The organism is Rathayibacter sp. AY1C2 (assembly GCF_002931195.1).
In the GTDB taxonomy this organism is placed as follows: Bacteria; Actinomycetota; Actinomycetes; order Actinomycetales; family Microbacteriaceae; genus Rathayibacter.
This window is the reverse complement of sequence record NZ_PSWG01000010.1, coordinates 24441-41652: the sequence shown is the minus strand read 5'-3', so window position 1 is coordinate 41652 and position 17212 is coordinate 24441. Positions and strand designations below refer to the sequence as shown.

Sequence of the window (17212 nt, the reverse complement as noted above, 5' to 3'; positions counted from 1 at the left end):
TCATCCCTCGCTCTCGACGGCCTCGCGGGCCAGGGTCTCCCACTGCGCGTAGGCGTCCGGCACGCCGGACTGCTGGACGGCCTGCGCGGCCTCCGTCACCGGCAGCGACTCCCAGCCGGCGACGTCGAGGAGGCCGGCGTTGCTGGTGGGACTGTTCGCGGCTCCGTAGAAGGCGCGCGACGCGTAGACGGGGTCGACCAGCTCGGCCGCGGTGCCCCAGCCGTAGGACGGGCGCTGCTGGAAGAGTCCGACGGAGTCGCGGTCTCCGCCGGAGAGGTTGCGCAGGCGCGACTCCTGCATCGCCGTCGCGATCGCGATCACCCAGCCGTACTCGGGGACACCGGCGGTCCTCCCCTCGGCGATGATCGTGCGGACGTTGGAGAGCTGCTCGTCGTTCAGGGTGGCGAACGTCTCGCCCGGCTGCCCCGGGTCGGGCGTCGAGCCGGAGCCGGAGCCGGTCAGCGACTGCCAGGTCTGCGGGCCGACGACGCCGTCGACGGTCAGGCCGGCCGCGGACTGGAAGCCCTCCACGGCGGCGCGGGTCGCGGCTCCGAACTCGCCGTCGACGGTGAGCCCGGCGCCGGTCTTGTTCAGCTGCACCTGGAGAGCGGTCACCGCCTCGCCGGAGTCGCCGAAGGAGACGGTCGTGATCAGCGCCGTCCAGGTCTGCTCGCCGACCATGCCGTCGGCCGAGAGGCCCCGGTCGCTCTGGAACGCGGAGACCGCGGCTGCGGTGCCGGCACCGAAGACTCCGTCCGCGTCGACCGAGCGGCCAGCGGCGTTCAGCAGATGCTGGACCGTGCGGACATTGGCGCTGTTCTCGCCCTGGGCCACGACCGGCCAGGCGGCGGCCGAGGCCGAGACGGCCGCGACCGAGACGGCCGGGGCGGGAGCGGCGAGGGCGGCCGGAGCGCTTGCGAGCGATCCGAAAGCCAGAGCGCCGCAGGCGGCACCAGCGACGAGCAGCCGACCTCGTGGGGATGTGGTGGTGGGATTTCTCATCGTCTCGTACACCTCTTCGTGGCCGGGTCCGGCCGGATTCGTCGTCACGATCTGGAGAGCGGTTCTCCCTTGCCCCTCAGGCCTACTCCGACCCCTCGGCCTCCGGGGGAGGACGGATGCGGTCTCCAGTGACTGTCCACGGAACACGGAGGGGGATCCGTCGCGCGGGGGAGGCGTCCCGCGGCGCGCGGCGGCACACTCCGCCGGAGAAGGAGGCCGAGTGCTCGCTCGGTGAGGGCCGGGCGGCGCATCGTCGGCCGCAGGCCGGGCAGGAGCCGCCGCGGTCATCCGTTCCTGCGGCACCGGTCAAGCCCCGGAGACCTGCGATCCGATCGATCGGGAGCCGCTCGACGCGGCCGACCCGTCGGTGATCCCGCACGCCCCCCGTCGGTCGTCATCGTCGGAGGAGCCGACACCTGCCGCGAGACGCCGCTTCAGTACGCGTCACATCGCGGGAGGCGTGCACAGGTGGCGTCTCGCGGAGAGGAACGGGTCAGCGCAGCGTCTTGCGCGCCGAGATCTGGCCGGTGTCGAAGCCGAGCAGGTGCAGGCCGCCGTGGAAGCGGGCGTGCTCGACCTTGATGCAGCGGTCCATCACGACGGTCAGGCCCTTCGACTCGCCGTACTCGGCCGCCTCCTGGTTCCAGATCCCCAGCTGCACCCAGACCGTGGGCGCGCCGACGGCGAGGACGTCGTCGATCACGGCGGGGATGTCGCTCGCCTTGCGGAACACGTCGACGATGTCGGGCACGACCGGGAGCTCGGCGAGGCTGCGGTAGACCGGCTGCCCCAGGATCTCGGTGGCGTTCGGGTTCACGAAGTAGAGCTCGTAGTCGCTCGACTGCTGCAGGTAGGTGGCGACGAAGTAGGAGGAGCGGGCCGGGTTCGGCGAGGCGCCGACGATCGCCACGGTCCTCGCGCGGCGGAGGATGTCGAGTCGCCTGCGGGCGTCGGGGCCCACCCAGGTGCGCTGCGAGCGCAGCATCTTCGCCAGCGGCGAGTTCGCCGGGACCGAGCAGCTCAGCCCGTTGGACAGCTGGACGACCGTGTCGGCGGTGTCGGTGGTGCTCATGCTCAGACCTCCACGGCCGGGGTGTGCAGGGTGGTGGTCGTGTCCTCGGGGAGCTCGGTCGGAGCGTCGGGGGTGCCGTGCTCCTCGACCGCGCGGGCGAGCGCCTGGTCGAGATCGTAGATGATGTCGTCCGCGTCCTCGATGCCGACGGAGAGGCGGACGAGTCCGGGGAGGACGCCCGCGTGGAGGAGCTGGTCCTCGGTGAGCTGGGCGTGGGTGGTCGAGGCGGGGTGGATCACCAGCGTCTTGGCGTCGCCGATGTTGGCGAGGTGGCTGGCGAGGTCGACCGATTCGATGAAGGTCTGGCCGACGGCGCGGCCGCCCTTGACCACGAAGCTGAAGACCGAGCCCGGTCCCTTCGGCAGGTACTTCTGCGCGCGGTCGTGGTGCGGGTGCGCGGGCAGCCCGGCCCAGTAGACCGCCTCGATGCGGGGGTCGGCGTCGAGCCACTCGGCGACGCGGCGCGCGTTGTCGACGTGCGCCTGGATCCGGTACGGCAGCGTCTCGACGCCCTGGGCGAGCAGGAACGCGGAGTGCGGAGCGAGGACCGGCCCGATGTCGCGCAGCTGCTCCGCGCGCAGGCGCGTGAGGAAGCCGTACTCCCCGAAGTTGCCGTCCCACGACAGGTCTCCGTAGGAGGCGACCGGGTCGTGCAGCAGCGGGAACTTCTCGGGGGAGTAGTGGAAGCGCCCCGACTCGACGACGACGCCGCCGAGCGTGGTGCCGTGTCCGCCGAGGAACTTGGTGGCCGAGTGGATGACGATGTCGGCGCCCCACTCGATCGGGCGGACGAGGTAGGGCGTGGCGACCGTGGAGTCGATGATCAGCGGGATGCCGGCGGCGTGCGCGACCGCGGCGAGGCCCTCGATGTCGGCGATCTCGCCGGAGGGGTTCGCGATCGTCTCGGCGTAGAGCACCTTGGTCTTCTCGGTGATCGCCGCCGCGTAGTCGGCCGGGTCGCTCGAGCGGACGAAGGTGGTGTCCACTCCGAAGCGGCGGAGCGTGACGTCGAGCTGGGTGATCGATCCGCCGTAGAGGTTGGCGGAGGACACCACGTGGTCGCCCGCGCCGACGAGCGCCGCGAAGGTGATGAACTGCGCCGAGAGCCCGGAGGCCGTGGCGACGGCGCCGAGGCCGCCCTCGAGGCTCGCGACGCGCTCCTCGAAGGAGGCGACCGTGGGGTTCGACAGGCGCGAGTAGACGTTGCCGTACTTCTGCAGCGCGAAGCGGGCCGCGGCGTCGGAGGTGTCGTCGAAGACGAAGGCGCTGGTCTGGTAGATCGGCAGAGCGCGGGCGCCCGTCACCGCGTCGGGGATGTTGCCCGCGTGGATCGCACGCGTCTTGAAGCCGTACTCACGATCTGCCATGCGATCGACGCTAGCGGGAGCCGCCGACACCGCCGCGCCGGAGCGACGCATCGCGTAACAGAGCGGCCCCGCAGTGCAGAGCGACCGTGCGCGACAGAGCGGTCGAGCGGATCGGAGCGCCGATCAGAGCGCCAGCTGCACCGCGGCCAGTCCCATCGCCGCGATCGCCGCCCACGACACCAGGGCGACGAGGAGAGCACGCCACCCCGTCGTCACGAGCGCGCGCACCCGGACGGCGCTGCCGAGCGCGAAGAGGGCCGCGGCGAGGAGCCAGGTCTGCGCGGTGTCGGCGGCGGCGAGCAGTCCCTCCGGCAGGGGGAGGAGCGTGCGCAGCAGCACCGCGGCGAGGAACCCGACCACGAACAGCGGCACGATCGCCGGGCGCGTCCCGCCGGTCCCGCCGCCGCGCCTCGTGACCGCCGCCGCCACCGCGACCATCGGCGCCAGCATGACCACTCGGGTGAGCTTCACCACGACCGCTACGGCCAGCGCCGACGCTCCCGCCACCTGGGCCGTCGCCACGACCTGGCCCACGTCGTGCACCGAGGCGCCGACCCAGTGCCCGAACTGCACGTCGGAGAGCCCGAGCGGCTGCTGCAGGGCGGGGAGCACCGCGATCGCGAGCGTGCCGCAGAGCGTCACCAGCGCGACCGGCGTCGCCTGCTCCTGCTCCTTCGCCCGGGTCGCGCCGGCCATCGCGCCGATCGCCGAGGCCCCGCAGATCGAGAAGCCCGCCGCGAGCAGCAGCGGCTCCTGCCCGGGCAGCCGGAGCGCCCGGCCCAGCGCCCAGGTCAGTCCGAAGGTGGCCAGGACGATCCCGACGACGACCAGGATCGCGCCCCAGCCCAGCGCAGCGATGTCGATCAGCGAGAGCTTCAGCCCGAGCAGGACGATGCCGGTGCGCATCAGCGAGCGGGACGAGAACTTCAGGCCCGGCGCCAGCGCCCCGCTCAGCAGGGGGCGCGCCGCGGGCAGCTGCGCCACGAGGATCCCGAGCGCGACCGCCGCGGTCAGCATCGGCACTGCCGGCACCGCCGCGTGCAGCAGGGCCGCGATCACCGCCGCGACCGCGCAGGCCGCGACTCCCGGGCCCAGCCGCCGGATCAGACCCACGAGGGCAGCCACATGTGGGCCTGCCAGAAGGCGAAGGACGTCTGCGCGCCGATCCAGAGCGGCAGGAAGTAGGCCGTCAGCGCGGCCGCCGCCACCGCGAAGACGAGCACCACGAGGACGCCCCGGGTGCGCCGCCTCCGCTCGTCGCCCGGACTCCCGATCACGATCCCGGCCGTCAGCGCCAGCGCCAGCATCATGTAGGGCTCGAAGACGACGCAGTAGAACTGGAACACCGTTCGGTCGAGGTAGAGCAGCCACGGCAGGTAGCCCGCGACGATCCCCATCAGCACGAAGCCGGCGCGCCACTCCCGGTACCGCGCGAGCCGGTAGAGGAGGTACACCAGCGCCAGGACTCCGGCGTACCAGATGAGCGGATTGGCGACCGAGGTGATCGCCTCGTCGCAGCGTGCGGCGGTGCAGCCGTCGACGCCCGTCGCCTGGTCGACGAAGTACATGCTGGTCGGTCGGAGCATGAGCAGCCAGGTGAGCGGGTTCGCCTCGTAGGGGTGCGAGGCCCGCAGGTTGATCGAGTAGTCGTACATCTGCACGTGGTAATGCCAGAGGCTCTGCGCCCAGTCCGGCACCCACGCCAGAGCCCCGGTCCAGGCGTTGCCGGGGGCCTCCGACGCCCACTGCCGGGCCCATCCGCCGGAGGTGCGCAGCCAGCCCGTCCAGGTGACGAGGTAGGCGATCACGGCGATCGGCACGACCAGGAGGAAGGTGACCGGACCTTGCTTGAGGATCGCGCCGCTGCCCCAGAACGGCACGCCCGCGCGGCGCCGCATCAGCGCGTCGACGACCACCGCGTACACGCCGTACGCCGCGAGGAAGTAGACGCCTGTCCACTTCACGCCCGCGGCCAGGCCGAAGAGCACGCCGGCCGCGAGCAGCCAGGGCCGCCACCACAGGACCGGCCCCCAGCTCGGCAGCGCTCCCGCCGCCACCTTCCGCGCCAGCTGCAGCTCGGCCCAGCGCCGGTCCAGCAGCACCGCCGCGACCCCGCAGAGCGCGACGAACATCAGGATCCCGTCCAGGAGCGACACCCGCGACATCACGATCGCGTGGCCGTCGAGCGCGAGCATCAGCCCCGCGAAGGAGGAGAGGAGGGTGGAGCGGAACAGGAGGCGGCCGATCACGATCACCAGCGCGACGGCGAGGATCCCCACGACGGCGGTCGCGACGCGCCAGCCGACGCTGTCGTCCGCGCCGAACACGCCCATCCCGAGCCCGATGATCCACTTGCCCAGCGGCGGATGCACCACGAAGGACGGCGCCCCCGTGAAGGTGTCCACGTCGCCGGCCGCGAAGCCGGGGTCCGGGTTCTCGGGCCAGGCGCCCTCGAACCCGAGGTTCCAGAGGGTCCAGGCGTCCTTCACGTAGAAGGTCTCGTCGAACACGAGCGAGCGCGGGTGGCCGAGGTTCCACAGCCGCAGCACCGCGGCCAGGGCGACCACCAGCAGCGGCAGTCCGAGCTCGTACAGCCGGCGGCGCGCGGGGGAGGCGACGAGCCGGGCGTGCAGGTCGTCGAACCAGGAGCCGCGCGGCACGTCCGGGAGCGGGGTGCGCTCGCGCGGGGCGGACGCCTCGGCGGGCTCCACCGGGACCGAGCGCGCCGATCCCGCCGCGTCCAGGAGCAGGTCGTCGAAGTCGCGCTGCGGTCGGTCCGTCACCCGGCCATGCTAACGGGGCGCCTCCTCCCGGGACGGCGGCGATCCGCGGCGGGAGGCCCCGGACACGGCCTGGGAGACTGGCGGCATGATCATCCTCGCCGGCACTCCCATCGGAAACCTCGGCGACGCCTCCCGCCGGCTCGTGGAGGCACTGGGCTCCGCCCGCCACGTCGCCGCCGAGGACACGCGCGTGACCATCCAGCTGATGCGCGCCCTGGGCGTCGAGAACCGGCCCGCCCTCTACGCGCTGCACGACCACAACGAGCGCGAGCGCGCCGCCGAGCTGGTGGAGCTGGCCCGCGAGGAGGACCTGCTCGTGCTGAGCGACGCGGGCATGCCCACGGTCTCGGACCCGGGCTACCACCTGGTCGAGGCGGCGGTGGCGGCGGGAGTCGCGGTCACCGCGCTGCCCGGTCCCTCGGCGGTGCTGATGGCGCTCGCCGTGTCCGGGCTCCCGACGGACCGCTTCAGCTTCGAGGGGTTCCTGCCCCGCCGGCACGGCGAGCGGGTCTCGACCTTCCGGGCGCTCTTCGACGAGCGGCGCACCATGGTCTTCTTCGAGTCCCCGCACCGGATCGGCGACGCGCTCGCCGACCTGGTCGAGGCGATGGGCCCGGAGCGGCGCGTCGTCGTCTGCCGCGAGCTCACCAAGATGTTCGAGGAGGTCCGGCGCGGCACGGCGGCCGAGCTGGCCGAGTGGGCCGCCGACGGCCTGCGCGGCGAGATCTGCCTGGTCGTCGAGGGAGCCCCCGCGCGGGAGGCGTCGCTCGAGGACGCGCTGGCCGACGTGCTGGCCCGCGTCGAGGCCGGATCGCGGCTCAAGGAGGCGTCGGCCGAGGTCGCCGAGATCACCGGGCTCTCCCGCCGCGCGCTCTACGAGGCGGCGCTCGCCTCCCGCCGCGGCTGAGGGCTCCCTCCCCGGCGGCGACCGCGGCCGGTCGTCCACAGCGTCCGTCACACGCCGGGAGCGGTGCCGCACGGTGAATAGGATGGTCGCCATGTCCGACGGCGCCTCCTTCTACCTCACGACCCCGATCTTCTACGTGAACGACGTCCCGCATATCGGGCACGCGTACACCGAGGTCGCCGCCGACGTGCTCACCCGCTGGCACCGCCAGGCGGGCGACGACACCTGGCTGCTGACCGGCACCGACGAGCACGGCCAGAAGATCCTCCGCACCGCCACCGCCAACGGCACGACCCCCCAGGAGTGGGCCGACCGCCTGGTGAGGACCGCCTGGCAGCCGCTGCTCGAGACCATCGACATCGCCAACGACGACTTCATCCGCACCACGGACGCGCGGCACGAGGTCAACGTCCAGAAGTTCCTGCAGAAGCTGTACGACGAGGACGCTATCTACACCGGCGAGTACGAGGGCTACTACTGCGTGGGCTGCGAGGAGTACAAGCAGCTGTCCGACCTCGAGGAGGGCACCGGCGACTACGCCGGCCAGTACGTCTGCAAGATCCACTCGAAGCCGGTCGAGCTGCTGAAGGAGAAGAACTACTTCTTCAAGATGAGCGAGTACACCGAGCGGCTGCTCGCGCTCTACGAGGAGCGTCCCGACTTCGTCCAGCCCGAGTCGGCGCGCAACGAGGTCGTGAGCTTCGTCCGCCAGGGCCTGGCCGACCTGTCGATCTCCCGCTCCAGCTTCGACTGGGGCGTGAAGGTCCCTTGGGACGACTCGCACGTGGTCTACGTCTGGTTCGACGCGCTGCTCAACTACATCACCGCGGTCGGCTATGGCCAGGACGAGGCGGAGTTCGAGCGCCGCTGGCCCGCGACCCACATCGTCGGCAAGGACATCCTGCGCTTCCACGCCGTGATCTGGCCCGCCATGCTCATGGCCGCGGGCCTCGAGGTGCCCCGGCAGGTGTTCGGCCACGGCTGGCTGCTGGTCGGCGGCGAGAAGATGTCGAAGTCGAAGCTCACCGGCATCGCGCCCGAGCAGATCACCGACACCTTCGGCTCCGACGCCTTCCGCTACTACTTCCTCCGGGCCATCACCTTCGGCCAGGACGGCTCGTTCTCGTGGGAGGACCTGTCGGCGCGCTACCAGTCCGAGCTCGCGAACGGCTTCGGCAACCTCGCCTCGAGGGTCGTCGCGATGCTGCACCGCTACTACGACGGCGTCGTGCCCGCGCCGGGGGAGCCGACCGAGGCGGAGGAGCGCGTGCAGCGCATCGTCGCCGAGGCCGCCGCGTCGGCCGACCGGTCGATCGACGCGCTCGCGATCCACGACGCGATCACCGCCGTGTGGAGCATCGTCGAGGAGCTCAACGGCTACATCACCGAGCAGGAGCCGTGGGCACTCGCCAAGCGCGAGGAGCGCGAGCGCCTCGGCACGGTGCTCTACACCGCGACGGAGGGGCTCCGCGCCCTGGCCGTGCTGCTCTCGCCGGTCGTGCCGCGCGCGACGGCGTCCCTCTGGGAGGCGCTCGGCGTGACGGAGTCGCTGGGCGCCCTCACCGCGCAGCCGATCCGCGAGGCGGGCCGGTGGGGAGTCCTCCCCGTCGGCACCACCGTCGGCACGCTCGCCGCGCTCTTCCCGCGCATCGAGGCTCCCGCGTCCTGACGGCCGCGCCTCGACCCGTGGACCGAGCAGCCGAGCGGCCCGGAGTCGCCGGCGGAGGATCCGCAGGGGAGTGCACGATGACCGCGATCCGAACGCGAGGGGCCGGGTGCGAACGGCCCGCCGCTCCGTGGGGGCGCAGATGACGCGCGAGGTCCTCGACGCTCTCGGGCAGGCGGCCGAGCTCACCCGGCGCCACGTCGGGCACCCCGAGCGCGCCGCCGCGCTCGCCCTGCGCCTGCACCGGGTGACCGCTCCGACCGAGCTCGTCTACACCCGGTTCCCGCCGACCCTCAGCCTGGTGCTGGCCGGCCGGAAGCGCTCGGTGGTCGGCGACTCCGACGAGCGGTGGGGCGCCGGCCGCTTCCTGATCACCCCCGTCGATCTGCCGGTGGTCGCGGCCGTCGTGGAGACCGGCGACCGCGGCGACTTCCTGTCGGCCAACTGGCGTCTCGACCCGCTCGTGGTGGCCGAGATCGCGGCGCTCGCCCCCCGGACGGCCCCGCGGGCTCCCGCCCCGCGGATCGGCACGGTCACGGAGGAGATGGCCGACTCGCTGCGCCGACTCTTCCGTCTGCTCGACGCCCCCGCCGACATCCCGGTGCTCGCCCCCGCGATCACGCGCGAGCTCGTGCTGCGGCTGCTGCAGACGGACCAGGCGCCCCGGCTGCTGGCCGCGTCCAGCACCGTCCGCTCGGAGGCCGTCTCCCGCGCGGTCGAGGCGATGAGCGCGTCGCTGTCGCGCGGATGGACCCTCGGCGCGCTCGCCGCGGAGGCGGGCACCAGCGTGCCCACACTCACCCGCCGCTTCCGCGAGCTGACCGGGATGTCGCCGCTGGGCTACCTGCGGCGGCTCCGCCTCGGGGAGGCCAGGAGGCTGCTCCTGGTCCGGGGCGACACCGCCGCGCAGGCCGCGGCCGCGGTCGGCTACGCGAGCGCGTCGCACTTCGGGCGCGACTACCGCCGCGCCTACGAGACGACCCCCGCGGCCGACGCCGCGCTCCACCCCGGGCCGCTCGTCCAGATCCACTGAGCGGCGGGCGCTGTCGCGGGGACTCCGAGCGGCGCGTGCCGCGGCGTCAGACGCGGGCGCCGACGATGCCTCCGTCGACGTCGAGCGTCGTGCCGTGGACGTACGAGGCCTCGTCCGAGACGAGCCAGCGCACGGCCAGGGCGATCTCGTCCGGACGTCCGGGCCGGCCGGCGGGGGCGGACGCGGTCATCTGCTCCAGGATCGCCGCGGCGTGCTCGTTGCCGGGCGTGAGAGTCGCGCCGGGCGCGACGGCGACCACGCGCACGCCGCTCGGGCCGTACTCAGCCGCCCACGCCCGCGTGAGGTGCTCCAGCGCCGCCTTGGTCGCGGGGTAGAGCGCGGTCCCCGGCGTTCCCACCCGTCCCATCCACGAGGTGATGTTGACGACCACTCCGCTCCCGCGCTCGGCCATGGCCGGGGCGATCGCCGCGACGAGCTGGTGCGGCACGCGGATGTTCGTGGTGAGGAGGGACTCGACATCGGCGTCGCTGAGGTCGGCCGTCGGCCCCACCGGGAACACTCCGGCGTTGTTGACGAGGACGTCGATCCGCCCGTCGAGGAGGGTCAGCGCCCGGGCGGCGACGGCGCGGGTCTCCTCCGGCGTGCCCGCGAGGTCGGCGACGAGCGCGGAGGCGGTGCCCCCGTCGGCGCGGATGCCGCGGACGACGGACCCGACCCGCTCGGGGTCGCGTCCGTGCACGAGGACGTGAGCGCCGGCCCCGGCGAGCCGGCGGGCGATGGCCGCGCCGATCCCGCTCGAGGATCCGGTGACGAGGGCGTGGCGTCCGGCGAGGGAGCCGGATGCGGAGTGGGCGAGGAGCTCGGTGTCTGTCATGGCTCCAGCCTCCCGGCGGCGCGGGAGGCGGGCTGTCCCGATCCGATCGGGTGCTGACCCGATCCGCTCAGGGCGCCTCAGCGGCCGCCTCTCGGCCCTCGTCCACCCGGGACTCCGGTCCGCGCGAGCCCTCCCGGTAGCCTGGAGCGCATGACCGACAGCCAGCACGTCCGCTCCCGCGAGGCCTCGTCCGGCCGCGACCTGACGTACCCGCCGCTGCCCGAGGCGCTCGTCGTCCCCGTCTACGACAACCACACGCACCTCGAGATCGCCGACGGCCTCGAGCCGCTCGACCACCGCGAGCAGCTCGACCGGGCCTCCACCGTCGGCGTCCGCGGCGTCGTCCAGGTCGGCACGGACGTCGAGACGAGCCGCTGGTCGGCCGAGCAGGCGGCGAGCGAGCCGCGCATGCTGGCCGCCGTCGCGATCCACCCCAACGAGGCGCCCGAGCTGGAGCAGCGCGGCGAGCTCGACGCCGCCCTCGCCGTGATCGCTGAGCTGGCGGAGCAGCCGCGGGTGCGCGCCATCGGCGAGACCGGGCTCGACTTCTTCCGCACCGGCGAGAGCGGCCGCGCCGCGCAGTTCCGCTCCTTCGAGGAGCACATCCGCATCGCGAAGGAGCACGACCTCGCGCTGCAGATCCACGACCGCGACGCGCACCGCGAGGTCATCGAGACCCTGCGCCGCGTCGGCGCCCCCGAGCGCACCGTCTTCCACTGCTTCTCCGGGGACGCGGAGATGGCGCGGATGTGCACGGACGAGGGCTGGTACCTCTCCTTCGCCGGCACCGTGACGTTCAAGAACGCCGAGCCGCTGCGGGAGGCGCTCGTCGCGACTCCTCGGCACCTCATCCTGGTCGAGACCGACGCGCCGTACCTCACTCCGTCGCCCTTCCGCGGCCGCCCGAACGCGCCCTACCTCCTCCCGCACACCCTGCGCTCGATGGCCGCGACCCTCGAGACCGACGTCGGCCACCTCGCCGCGACGATCGCGTCGAACACGGAGGCCGTGTACGGCGAGTGGGGCGGCGAGGTCGGCTCCGAGCCGACGGAGCCGGTCGGACCCCTCGCATGAGCGGCCGCCACGCCGCCGAGCCGACGGCCGCCGCGATCCCGCGCCTGCTGGGCCCGGCCGAGATCCGCGACCTCGCCGGCCTCCTCGACGTCACGCCGACCAAGAAGCTCGGCCAGAACTTCGTGCACGACGCCAACACGGTCCGCCGCATCGTCAAGCTCGCTCGGGTGCGCCTGGGGGAGACCGTCGTCGAGATCGGCCCCGGCCTCGGATCGCTGACCCTCGGCCTGCTCGAGGCGGGCGCGCAGGTCGTGGCCGTCGAGATCGACGGGCGCCTCGCCGAGCAGCTGCCGCGCACCGTCGAGCTGATGGCGCCGGGCGCCGATCTCGCGGTCGTGCACGCCGACGCGATGAAGGTGCTCGACCTGCCGGGGGAGCCGGTCCGGCTCGTCGCCAACCTCCCGTACAACATCTCGGTGCCGGTGCTCCTGCACTTCCTCGAGCACTTCGCCAGCATCCGGTCCGGAGTGGTGATGGTGCAGTCCGAGGTCGGGCACCGGCTCGCCGCCGGTCCCGGCTCCAAGGTCTACGGCGGCCCGAGCGTCAAGGCGGCGTGGTTCGGCTCCTGGACGACGGGCGGCGCGGTCTCGCGTCAGATCTTCTGGCCGGTGCCGAACGTCGACAGCGTGCTCGTCGCGTTCGACCGCGGCGAGGAGCCGGGCGACGAGACCCTGCGCCGCGCCGTCTTCGCGGTCGTCGACGCGGCGTTCGCGCAGCGGAGGAAGATGCTCCGCCAGTCGCTCGCGACCCTCTTCGGCGACAGCGCCGCGGCGATCGTCGCGCTCGAGCGGGCCGGCGTCCCGCAGACCGCGCGCGGCGAGGAGCTGGACGTCGCCGCCTTCGTCCGCCTGGGCCGCGAGCTCGATCCGGCGCGGGTCCCCGTGCGCGGCGCGGCGGTGCCCGACGGGTCGCCGGCGGAGACCGACGGGGACGACGCGGACGGCGACGGGGAGCCCGCCCCGGGTGCGGACGAGGGCGCCTCCGCCACCCTGTAGCGTGGATGCATGGCCCACCGCGCGACGTCGAACCGGGTCCACGCGCGGGCGCCAGGCAAGATCAACGTGTTCCTCAAGGTCGGCGCCGTGCGCGACGACGGGTACCACGAGCTGGCCACCGCGTTCCAGTCGCTCTCCCTCTACGAGGACGTGTTCGCGGAGGAGGCGGCCGACTTCTCGGTCTCCTTCTCGGGCTCGATCGACACCTCCCGCCTGGCCGTCGACGGCTCCAACCTCGCGATCAAGGCGGCTCGGGCGCTCGCCCGGGCGACCGGCTACCGCGGCGGCGTGCACCTCGAGATCGAGAAGAACGTCCCCATCGCCGGCGGCATGGGCGGCGGCTCGGCCGACGCAGCCGCGACCCTGCTCGCCTGCGACGCGCTCTGGGGCACGGCCTGCACGAGGGAGCAGCTGCTCGGCATCGCCGCGAGCCTCGGCGCCGACGTCCCCTTCTCCTTCACCGGCGGCACCGCGATCGGAGTCGGCCGAGGCGACGAGCTGAGCCCGGCGCTCGCCAAGGGCCGCTTCGAGTGGGTGCTGGTCCTCTCGGAGGAGGGCCTGTCGACCCCCGAGGTCTACAGCGAGCTCGACCGGCACCGCGAGCGCCACCTGCACGACTTCCGCCCGATCTCGGCGACCCCCGCCATCGATCCCAACGTGCTGCAGGCCCTCCGCGCCGGCGACGCCGCCATGCTCGCCGACGCGATGCACAACGACCTCCAGGCGCCGGCGCTGCACCTGCAGCCCGGGCTCGCCCGCATCCTCGAGCTCGGCGAGGGCCGCGGGGCGCTCGGCGGCCTCGTCTCGGGGTCCGGACCGACCGTGGCGTTCCTCGCTCCGGACGCCGATGCGGCGGCCGACCTGCAGCGCGAGCTGAGCTCCGCGCGGCTGAGCGCCGTGCGGGTCTCCGGCCCGGTCCACGGGGCGCGCCTGGTGTCGACCTAGTCTCGGAGGCGGTGCCTCCGGAGCGGGGCGCGCGAGCCCCGCGCCCGGCGCCCTCCACAGACGGTCCGCAGAGAAGTTCCGACCTCGTGGCTTAGAGTGCCGCTCATGTCCCGCCGAGCCACCCTCTTCGCGATCCTCTCCGGGATCGTGGCCGCCGTCGTCGCCCTCGCGGCCGCCGAGGTCGTCGCGGTCTTCACCGGAGCGGGCGGCAGTCCGCTGGTCGCGGTCGGCGGCTTCGTCATCGACATCGTGCCCCCGGGCGTGAAGGACACGGTCATCGCGCTCTTCGGCACCGGCGACAAGCTCGTGCTGCTGGTCTCGATCGGCCTCGCGATCGCGCTGCTGGCCGTCGGCGCGGGGGTCCTCGAGTACCGCCGCCCGCCGTTCGGCGTGCTGCTGCTGGCCGTCGTCGCGGGCGCCGGTGCGCTCGCCGCCGTCAGCCGCGAGGGCGCGTCCGGGATCGACGCGGCGCCGAGCGTCGTGGGCATGGTGGCCGGTGCCGCGGTGCTGCGCTCGGCCTCCGTCCGCCTCCGCGGCTGGCAGGAGGAGCGTGAGAGCGACTCCCCGGACCGCCGGTCGTTCCTCCGCCTGGTCGGGATCGCCGGAGTCGCCGCGGTCGCCGCCGGCATCGGCGCCCGCTTCCTCACGTCCGCCTCCGCCGCCGTTACGGCCGTGCGCGAGGCCGTGTCCCTGCCGGCTCCCGCCTCGGCCGCCGCGCCCGTCCCGGCCGGCGCCGTGCTCGACGACATCGACGGCATCAGCTCCTACGTCACTCCCAACTCCTCGTTCTACCGGATCGACACCGCGCTCTCGGTGCCGTCGGTCGAGCCCGCCGACTGGTCGCTGATGATCACCGGAATGGTGGAGGAGGAGATCGAGATCACCTGGGACGAGCTGCTCGCACTGCCGCTCGAGGAGCACCTGGTCACCCTGTCCTGCGTGTCCAACGAGGTCGGCGGCGACCTGATCGGCACCGCCCTCTGGCTGGGCTACCCGATCCGCGAGCTGCTGGCCCGGGCCCGGCCGACCGCCGGCGCCGACATGGTGCTCTCGCGGAGCATCGACGGCTTCACCGCCTCCAGCCCGCTCGACGTGCTGCAGGACGAGGACCGCGCGAGCCTGCTCGCCGTCGGGATGAACGGCGAGCCGCTCCCGGTCGAGCACGGCTTCCCCGTCCGGATGGTCGTCCCCGGCCTGTACGGCTACGTCTCGGCGACGAAGTGGGTCGTCGAGCTGAAGGTCACGACCTTCGCGGAGGACCTGGCGTACTGGTCGACGCGCGGCTGGACCGAGCGCGGTCCGATCAAGATCGAGTCGCGGATCGATGTGCCGCGCCAGGGCCAGCCCGTCGAGGCGGGGACGGTCGCCGTGGCGGGAGTCGCCTGGGCGCCGCACACCGGCATCGCGAAGGTTGAGGTGCAGATCGACGGCGGCGCCTGGCAGGAGGCGCGCCTCGCCGAGCAGGTCACCGCGGACACGTGGATCCAGTGGGTCCTCGAGTGGGACGCGACGGTCGGCGACCACGTCGTGACCGTGCGCGCCACCGACGCGGACGGCACGGTGCAGACCACGGTCGAGCGCCCGCCTGCCCCCGACGGCGCCACGGGACTGCACCGCCGCTCGGTGTCCGTCTCGGAGCCGGCACCCGCGGGCTGAGGTCCGGGGGCCGCGACCCGGCCGCACTGTGATCGACCCGCGGCGGACCGCTCAGGCGGCACCGCCTAGGCTGGATCCCTATGGCACATCTGCTGGGCGCCGAGGCGCTGCGACTCGAGTACCCCACACGCGTGATCTTCGACGACGTCTCCCTGGGGATCGAGGAGGGCGACCGCATCGGGATCGTCGGACGCAACGGCGACGGCAAGTCGACCCTCCTGCGCCTGCTCGCGCAGCGCATCGAGCCGGACAGCGGCCGCGTCACGCACCGCCGCGGCGTCACGCTCGGGATGCTCGACCAGGCCGACACGGTCGATGAGGACCTCACCGTCGCCCAGGCCGTCGTCGGCGGGCTCCAGGAGCACGAGTGGGCGGGCGACGCGCGCACCCGAGACGTGATCGCGGGCCTGCTGCGCGACGTCCCCTGGGACGGAGTGGTCGGCTCCCTCTCGGGCGGCCAGAGGCGCCGGGTCGCCCTCGCGAAGCTGCTCGTCGGCGACTGGGACGTCGTCTTCCTCGACGAGCCCACCAACCACCTCGACGTCGAGGGCATCGCCTGGCTCGCCGAGCACCTCAAGCGCCGCTGGGCGGCGTCGTCGGGCGGGCTCGCGGTCGTCACCCACGACCGGTGGTTCCTCGACGAGATCTGCACCGCCACCTGGGAGGTGCACGACCGTCTCGTCGAGCCGTTCGAGGGCGGGTACGCGGCGTACATCCTGCAGCGAGTGGAGCGCGACCGGATGGCCTCGACCATGGAGGCCAAGCGCCAGAACCTGATGAAGAAGGAGCTCGCCTGGCTCCGGCGCGGCGCCCCCGCCCGCACGGCCAAGCCCAAGTTCCGGATCGACGCCGCGAACCAGCTGATCGAGGACGAGCCCCCGGTGCGCGACTCGGTCTCGCTCTCGCAGCTCGCCGTCTCGCGCCTGGGCAAGGACGTCGTCGACCTGCTCGACGTCACCGTCCGCTACGGCGAGCGGACCGTCCTCAACCGCATCGAGTGGCGGATCGCGCCCGGCGAGCGCACCGGCATCCTCGGCGTGAACGGCGCCGGCAAGTCGACCCTCCTCGGCCTGGTCGCGGGCAGCGTGGAGCCGACGAGCGGCCGGGTGAAGCGCGGCACCACTGTGCGCGTCGCGATCCTCGACCAGCAGCTGCGCGAGCTGACCGGGGTCCAGCACCGGCCCGTCCGCGAGATCATCGCGGAGCAGCGCACCAGCTACTCCATCGGCGGCAAGGAGATGACCCCGGGCCAGCTGCTCGAGCGGCTCGGCTTCTCGAGCGCGCAGCTCTCGACGCCCGTGAAGGACCTCTCGGGCGGTCAGCGCCGGAGGCTCCAGCTCCTGCTCATCCTGCTCAGCGAGCCCAACGTGCTGATCCTCGACGAGCCGACCAACGACCTCGACACCGACATGCTCGCCGCGATCGAGGACCTGCTCGACTCCTGGCCGGGCACCCTCCTCGTCGTCTCGCACGACCGGTACCTGCTCGAGCGCGTCACCGACCAGCAGTACGCCGTGATGGACGGCGCGTTCCGCCACCTGCCCGGCGGCGTCGAGCAGTACCTCGACCTGCGCCGCGCGCTCGAGAAGGGTGCGCCCGCGGCGGCGTCGTCGGGCTCCTCCTCCGCCGCGCCGGCGTCGAGCGGACTCGCGGGGGCCGAGCGCCGCACCGCTGAGAAGGAGGTGTCGGCGATCGACCGGCGCCTGCACAAGCTCACGCAGCTGACGAAGACCGTGCACGAGAAGATGGCGACGCACGACCAGGACGACTACGACGGGATCCTGGCGCTCAACGCCTCGCTCCGAGCCTACGAGGACGAGACGGCCGAGCTCGAGCTGCGCTGGCTGGAGCTCTCGGAGCAGCTCGAGGGCTGACGC

The 17212-nt window shown here is 73.3% G+C and carries 14 protein-coding genes; 8 read left to right on the top strand and 6 right to left on the bottom strand.

Annotated features, from left to right (window positions below; genetic code table 11):
- The 5 genes from C5C55_RS09140 to C5C55_RS16745 all read right to left on the bottom strand — a co-directional run bounded on the left by C5C55_RS09140 (position 1) and on the right by C5C55_RS16745 (position 6224).
- Positions 1-1002 carry a peptidoglycan-binding protein gene (locus tag C5C55_RS09140; RefSeq protein ID WP_104233750.1) on the bottom strand — a complete coding sequence of 334 codons (1002 nt, stop codon included), beginning with the start codon at positions 1000-1002 and terminating at the stop codon, positions 1-3.
- A 493-nt stretch (positions 1003-1495) separates the two neighbouring features.
- Positions 1496-2074 carry a CoA-binding protein gene (locus C5C55_RS09135; RefSeq protein WP_104233696.1) on the bottom strand — a complete coding sequence of 193 codons (579 nt, stop codon included), beginning with the start codon at positions 2072-2074 and terminating at the stop codon, positions 1496-1498.
- 2 nt (positions 2075-2076) lie between these two features.
- Positions 2077-3441 carry an O-acetylhomoserine aminocarboxypropyltransferase/cysteine synthase family protein gene (locus C5C55_RS09130; protein ID WP_104226921.1) on the bottom strand — a complete coding sequence of 455 codons (1365 nt, stop codon included), beginning with the start codon at positions 3439-3441 and terminating at the stop codon, positions 2077-2079.
- A gap of 123 nt (positions 3442-3564) precedes the next feature.
- Positions 3565-4554, bottom strand: coding sequence for a YeiH family protein (locus tag C5C55_RS16750; RefSeq protein WP_244230664.1), 990 nt, complete (start codon positions 4552-4554; stop codon positions 3565-3567).
- Positions 4545-6224: a dolichyl-phosphate-mannose--protein mannosyltransferase gene (locus C5C55_RS16745; RefSeq protein ID WP_258072528.1), complete on the bottom strand. Its 1680-nt coding sequence runs from the start codon at positions 6222-6224 to the stop codon at positions 4545-4547. The genes C5C55_RS16750 and C5C55_RS16745 overlap by 10 nt, the downstream gene beginning before the upstream one ends.
- Before the next feature lie 85 nt (positions 6225-6309).
- Here C5C55_RS16745 and rsmI point away from each other — a divergent pair, with 85 nt between their 5' ends.
- From rsmI to C5C55_RS09105, 3 genes are all read left to right on the top strand, one after another.
- Positions 6310-7131, top strand: a complete 822-nt coding sequence (rsmI, locus tag C5C55_RS09115; protein WP_104233694.1) for a 16S rRNA (cytidine(1402)-2'-O)-methyltransferase — start codon at positions 6310-6312, stop codon at positions 7129-7131.
- A 91-nt stretch (positions 7132-7222) separates the two neighbouring features.
- Positions 7223-8800 carry a methionine--tRNA ligase gene (gene metG / locus C5C55_RS09110; protein ID WP_104226924.1) on the top strand — a complete coding sequence of 526 codons (1578 nt, stop codon included), beginning with the start codon at positions 7223-7225 and terminating at the stop codon, positions 8798-8800.
- A gap of 139 nt (positions 8801-8939) precedes the next feature.
- The gene (locus tag C5C55_RS09105; RefSeq protein ID WP_104222370.1) at positions 8940-9830 is read left to right on the top strand and encodes an AraC family transcriptional regulator; all 891 of its coding nucleotides are present in this window, start codon (positions 8940-8942) and stop codon (positions 9828-9830) included.
- A gap of 46 nt (positions 9831-9876) precedes the next feature.
- On the opposite strand, the gene C5C55_RS09100 is transcribed toward C5C55_RS09105, so the two are convergent.
- Positions 9877-10665: an SDR family NAD(P)-dependent oxidoreductase gene (locus C5C55_RS09100; protein WP_104233693.1), complete on the bottom strand. Its 789-nt coding sequence runs from the start codon at positions 10663-10665 to the stop codon at positions 9877-9879.
- A gap of 150 nt (positions 10666-10815) precedes the next feature.
- Between C5C55_RS09100 and C5C55_RS09095 the strand changes: the two genes are divergently transcribed.
- The 5 genes from C5C55_RS09095 to C5C55_RS09075 all read left to right on the top strand — a co-directional run bounded on the left by C5C55_RS09095 (position 10816) and on the right by C5C55_RS09075 (position 17209).
- On the top strand, positions 10816-11739 hold the full coding sequence (locus C5C55_RS09095; RefSeq protein ID WP_104222332.1) for a TatD family hydrolase: 924 nt from the start codon (positions 10816-10818) through the stop codon (positions 11737-11739).
- Positions 11736-12734 (top strand): 16S rRNA (adenine(1518)-N(6)/adenine(1519)-N(6))-dimethyltransferase RsmA, encoded by a 999-nt coding sequence (gene rsmA, locus C5C55_RS09090; RefSeq protein WP_104233692.1) that lies wholly within the window; start codon positions 11736-11738, stop codon positions 12732-12734. The genes C5C55_RS09095 and rsmA overlap by 4 nt, the downstream gene beginning before the upstream one ends.
- A 9-nt stretch (positions 12735-12743) precedes the next feature.
- Entirely contained in the window at positions 12744-13679 is a 936-nt protein-coding gene (locus C5C55_RS09085) for a 4-(cytidine 5'-diphospho)-2-C-methyl-D-erythritol kinase (RefSeq protein ID WP_104233691.1), read from the top strand.
- A gap of 105 nt (positions 13680-13784) precedes the next feature.
- Entirely contained in the window at positions 13785-15335 is a 1551-nt protein-coding gene (locus C5C55_RS09080; RefSeq protein ID WP_104233690.1) for a molybdopterin-dependent oxidoreductase, read from the top strand.
- Positions 15336-15415: 80 nt separating this feature from the next.
- The gene (locus C5C55_RS09075) at positions 15416-17209 is read left to right on the top strand and encodes an ABC-F family ATP-binding cassette domain-containing protein (RefSeq protein ID WP_104233689.1); all 1794 of its coding nucleotides are present in this window, start codon (positions 15416-15418) and stop codon (positions 17207-17209) included.
- Positions 17210-17212 lie beyond the last annotated feature (3 nt).

Excerpts from the sequence above, each read along its gene's own strand:
- C5C55_RS09140 (WP_104233750.1), bottom strand. The coding sequence starts at position 1,002 with ATGAGAAATCCCACCACCACATCCCCACGAGGTCGGCTGCTCGTCGCT.
- C5C55_RS09135 (WP_104233696.1), bottom strand. The coding sequence starts at position 2,074 with ATGAGCACCACCGACACCGCCGACACGGTCGTCCAGCTGTCCAACGGG.
- C5C55_RS09130 (WP_104226921.1), bottom strand. The coding sequence starts at position 3,441 with ATGGCAGATCGTGAGTACGGCTTCAAGACGCGTGCGATCCACGCGGGC.
- rsmI (WP_104233694.1), top strand. The coding sequence starts at position 6,310 with ATGATCATCCTCGCCGGCACTCCCATCGGAAACCTCGGCGACGCCTCC.
- metG (WP_104226924.1), top strand. The coding sequence starts at position 7,223 with ATGTCCGACGGCGCCTCCTTCTACCTCACGACCCCGATCTTCTACGTG.
- C5C55_RS09105 (WP_104222370.1), top strand. The coding sequence starts at position 8,940 with ATGACGCGCGAGGTCCTCGACGCTCTCGGGCAGGCGGCCGAGCTCACC.
- C5C55_RS09100 (WP_104233693.1), bottom strand. The coding sequence starts at position 10,665 with ATGACAGACACCGAGCTCCTCGCCCACTCCGCATCCGGCTCCCTCGCC.
- C5C55_RS09095 (WP_104222332.1), top strand. The coding sequence starts at position 10,816 with ATGACCGACAGCCAGCACGTCCGCTCCCGCGAGGCCTCGTCCGGCCGC.
- rsmA (WP_104233692.1), top strand. The coding sequence starts at position 11,736 with ATGAGCGGCCGCCACGCCGCCGAGCCGACGGCCGCCGCGATCCCGCGC.
- C5C55_RS09085 (WP_104233691.1), top strand. The coding sequence starts at position 12,744 with ATGGCCCACCGCGCGACGTCGAACCGGGTCCACGCGCGGGCGCCAGGC.
- C5C55_RS09080 (WP_104233690.1), top strand. The coding sequence starts at position 13,785 with ATGTCCCGCCGAGCCACCCTCTTCGCGATCCTCTCCGGGATCGTGGCC.
- C5C55_RS09075 (WP_104233689.1), top strand. The coding sequence starts at position 15,416 with ATGGCACATCTGCTGGGCGCCGAGGCGCTGCGACTCGAGTACCCCACA.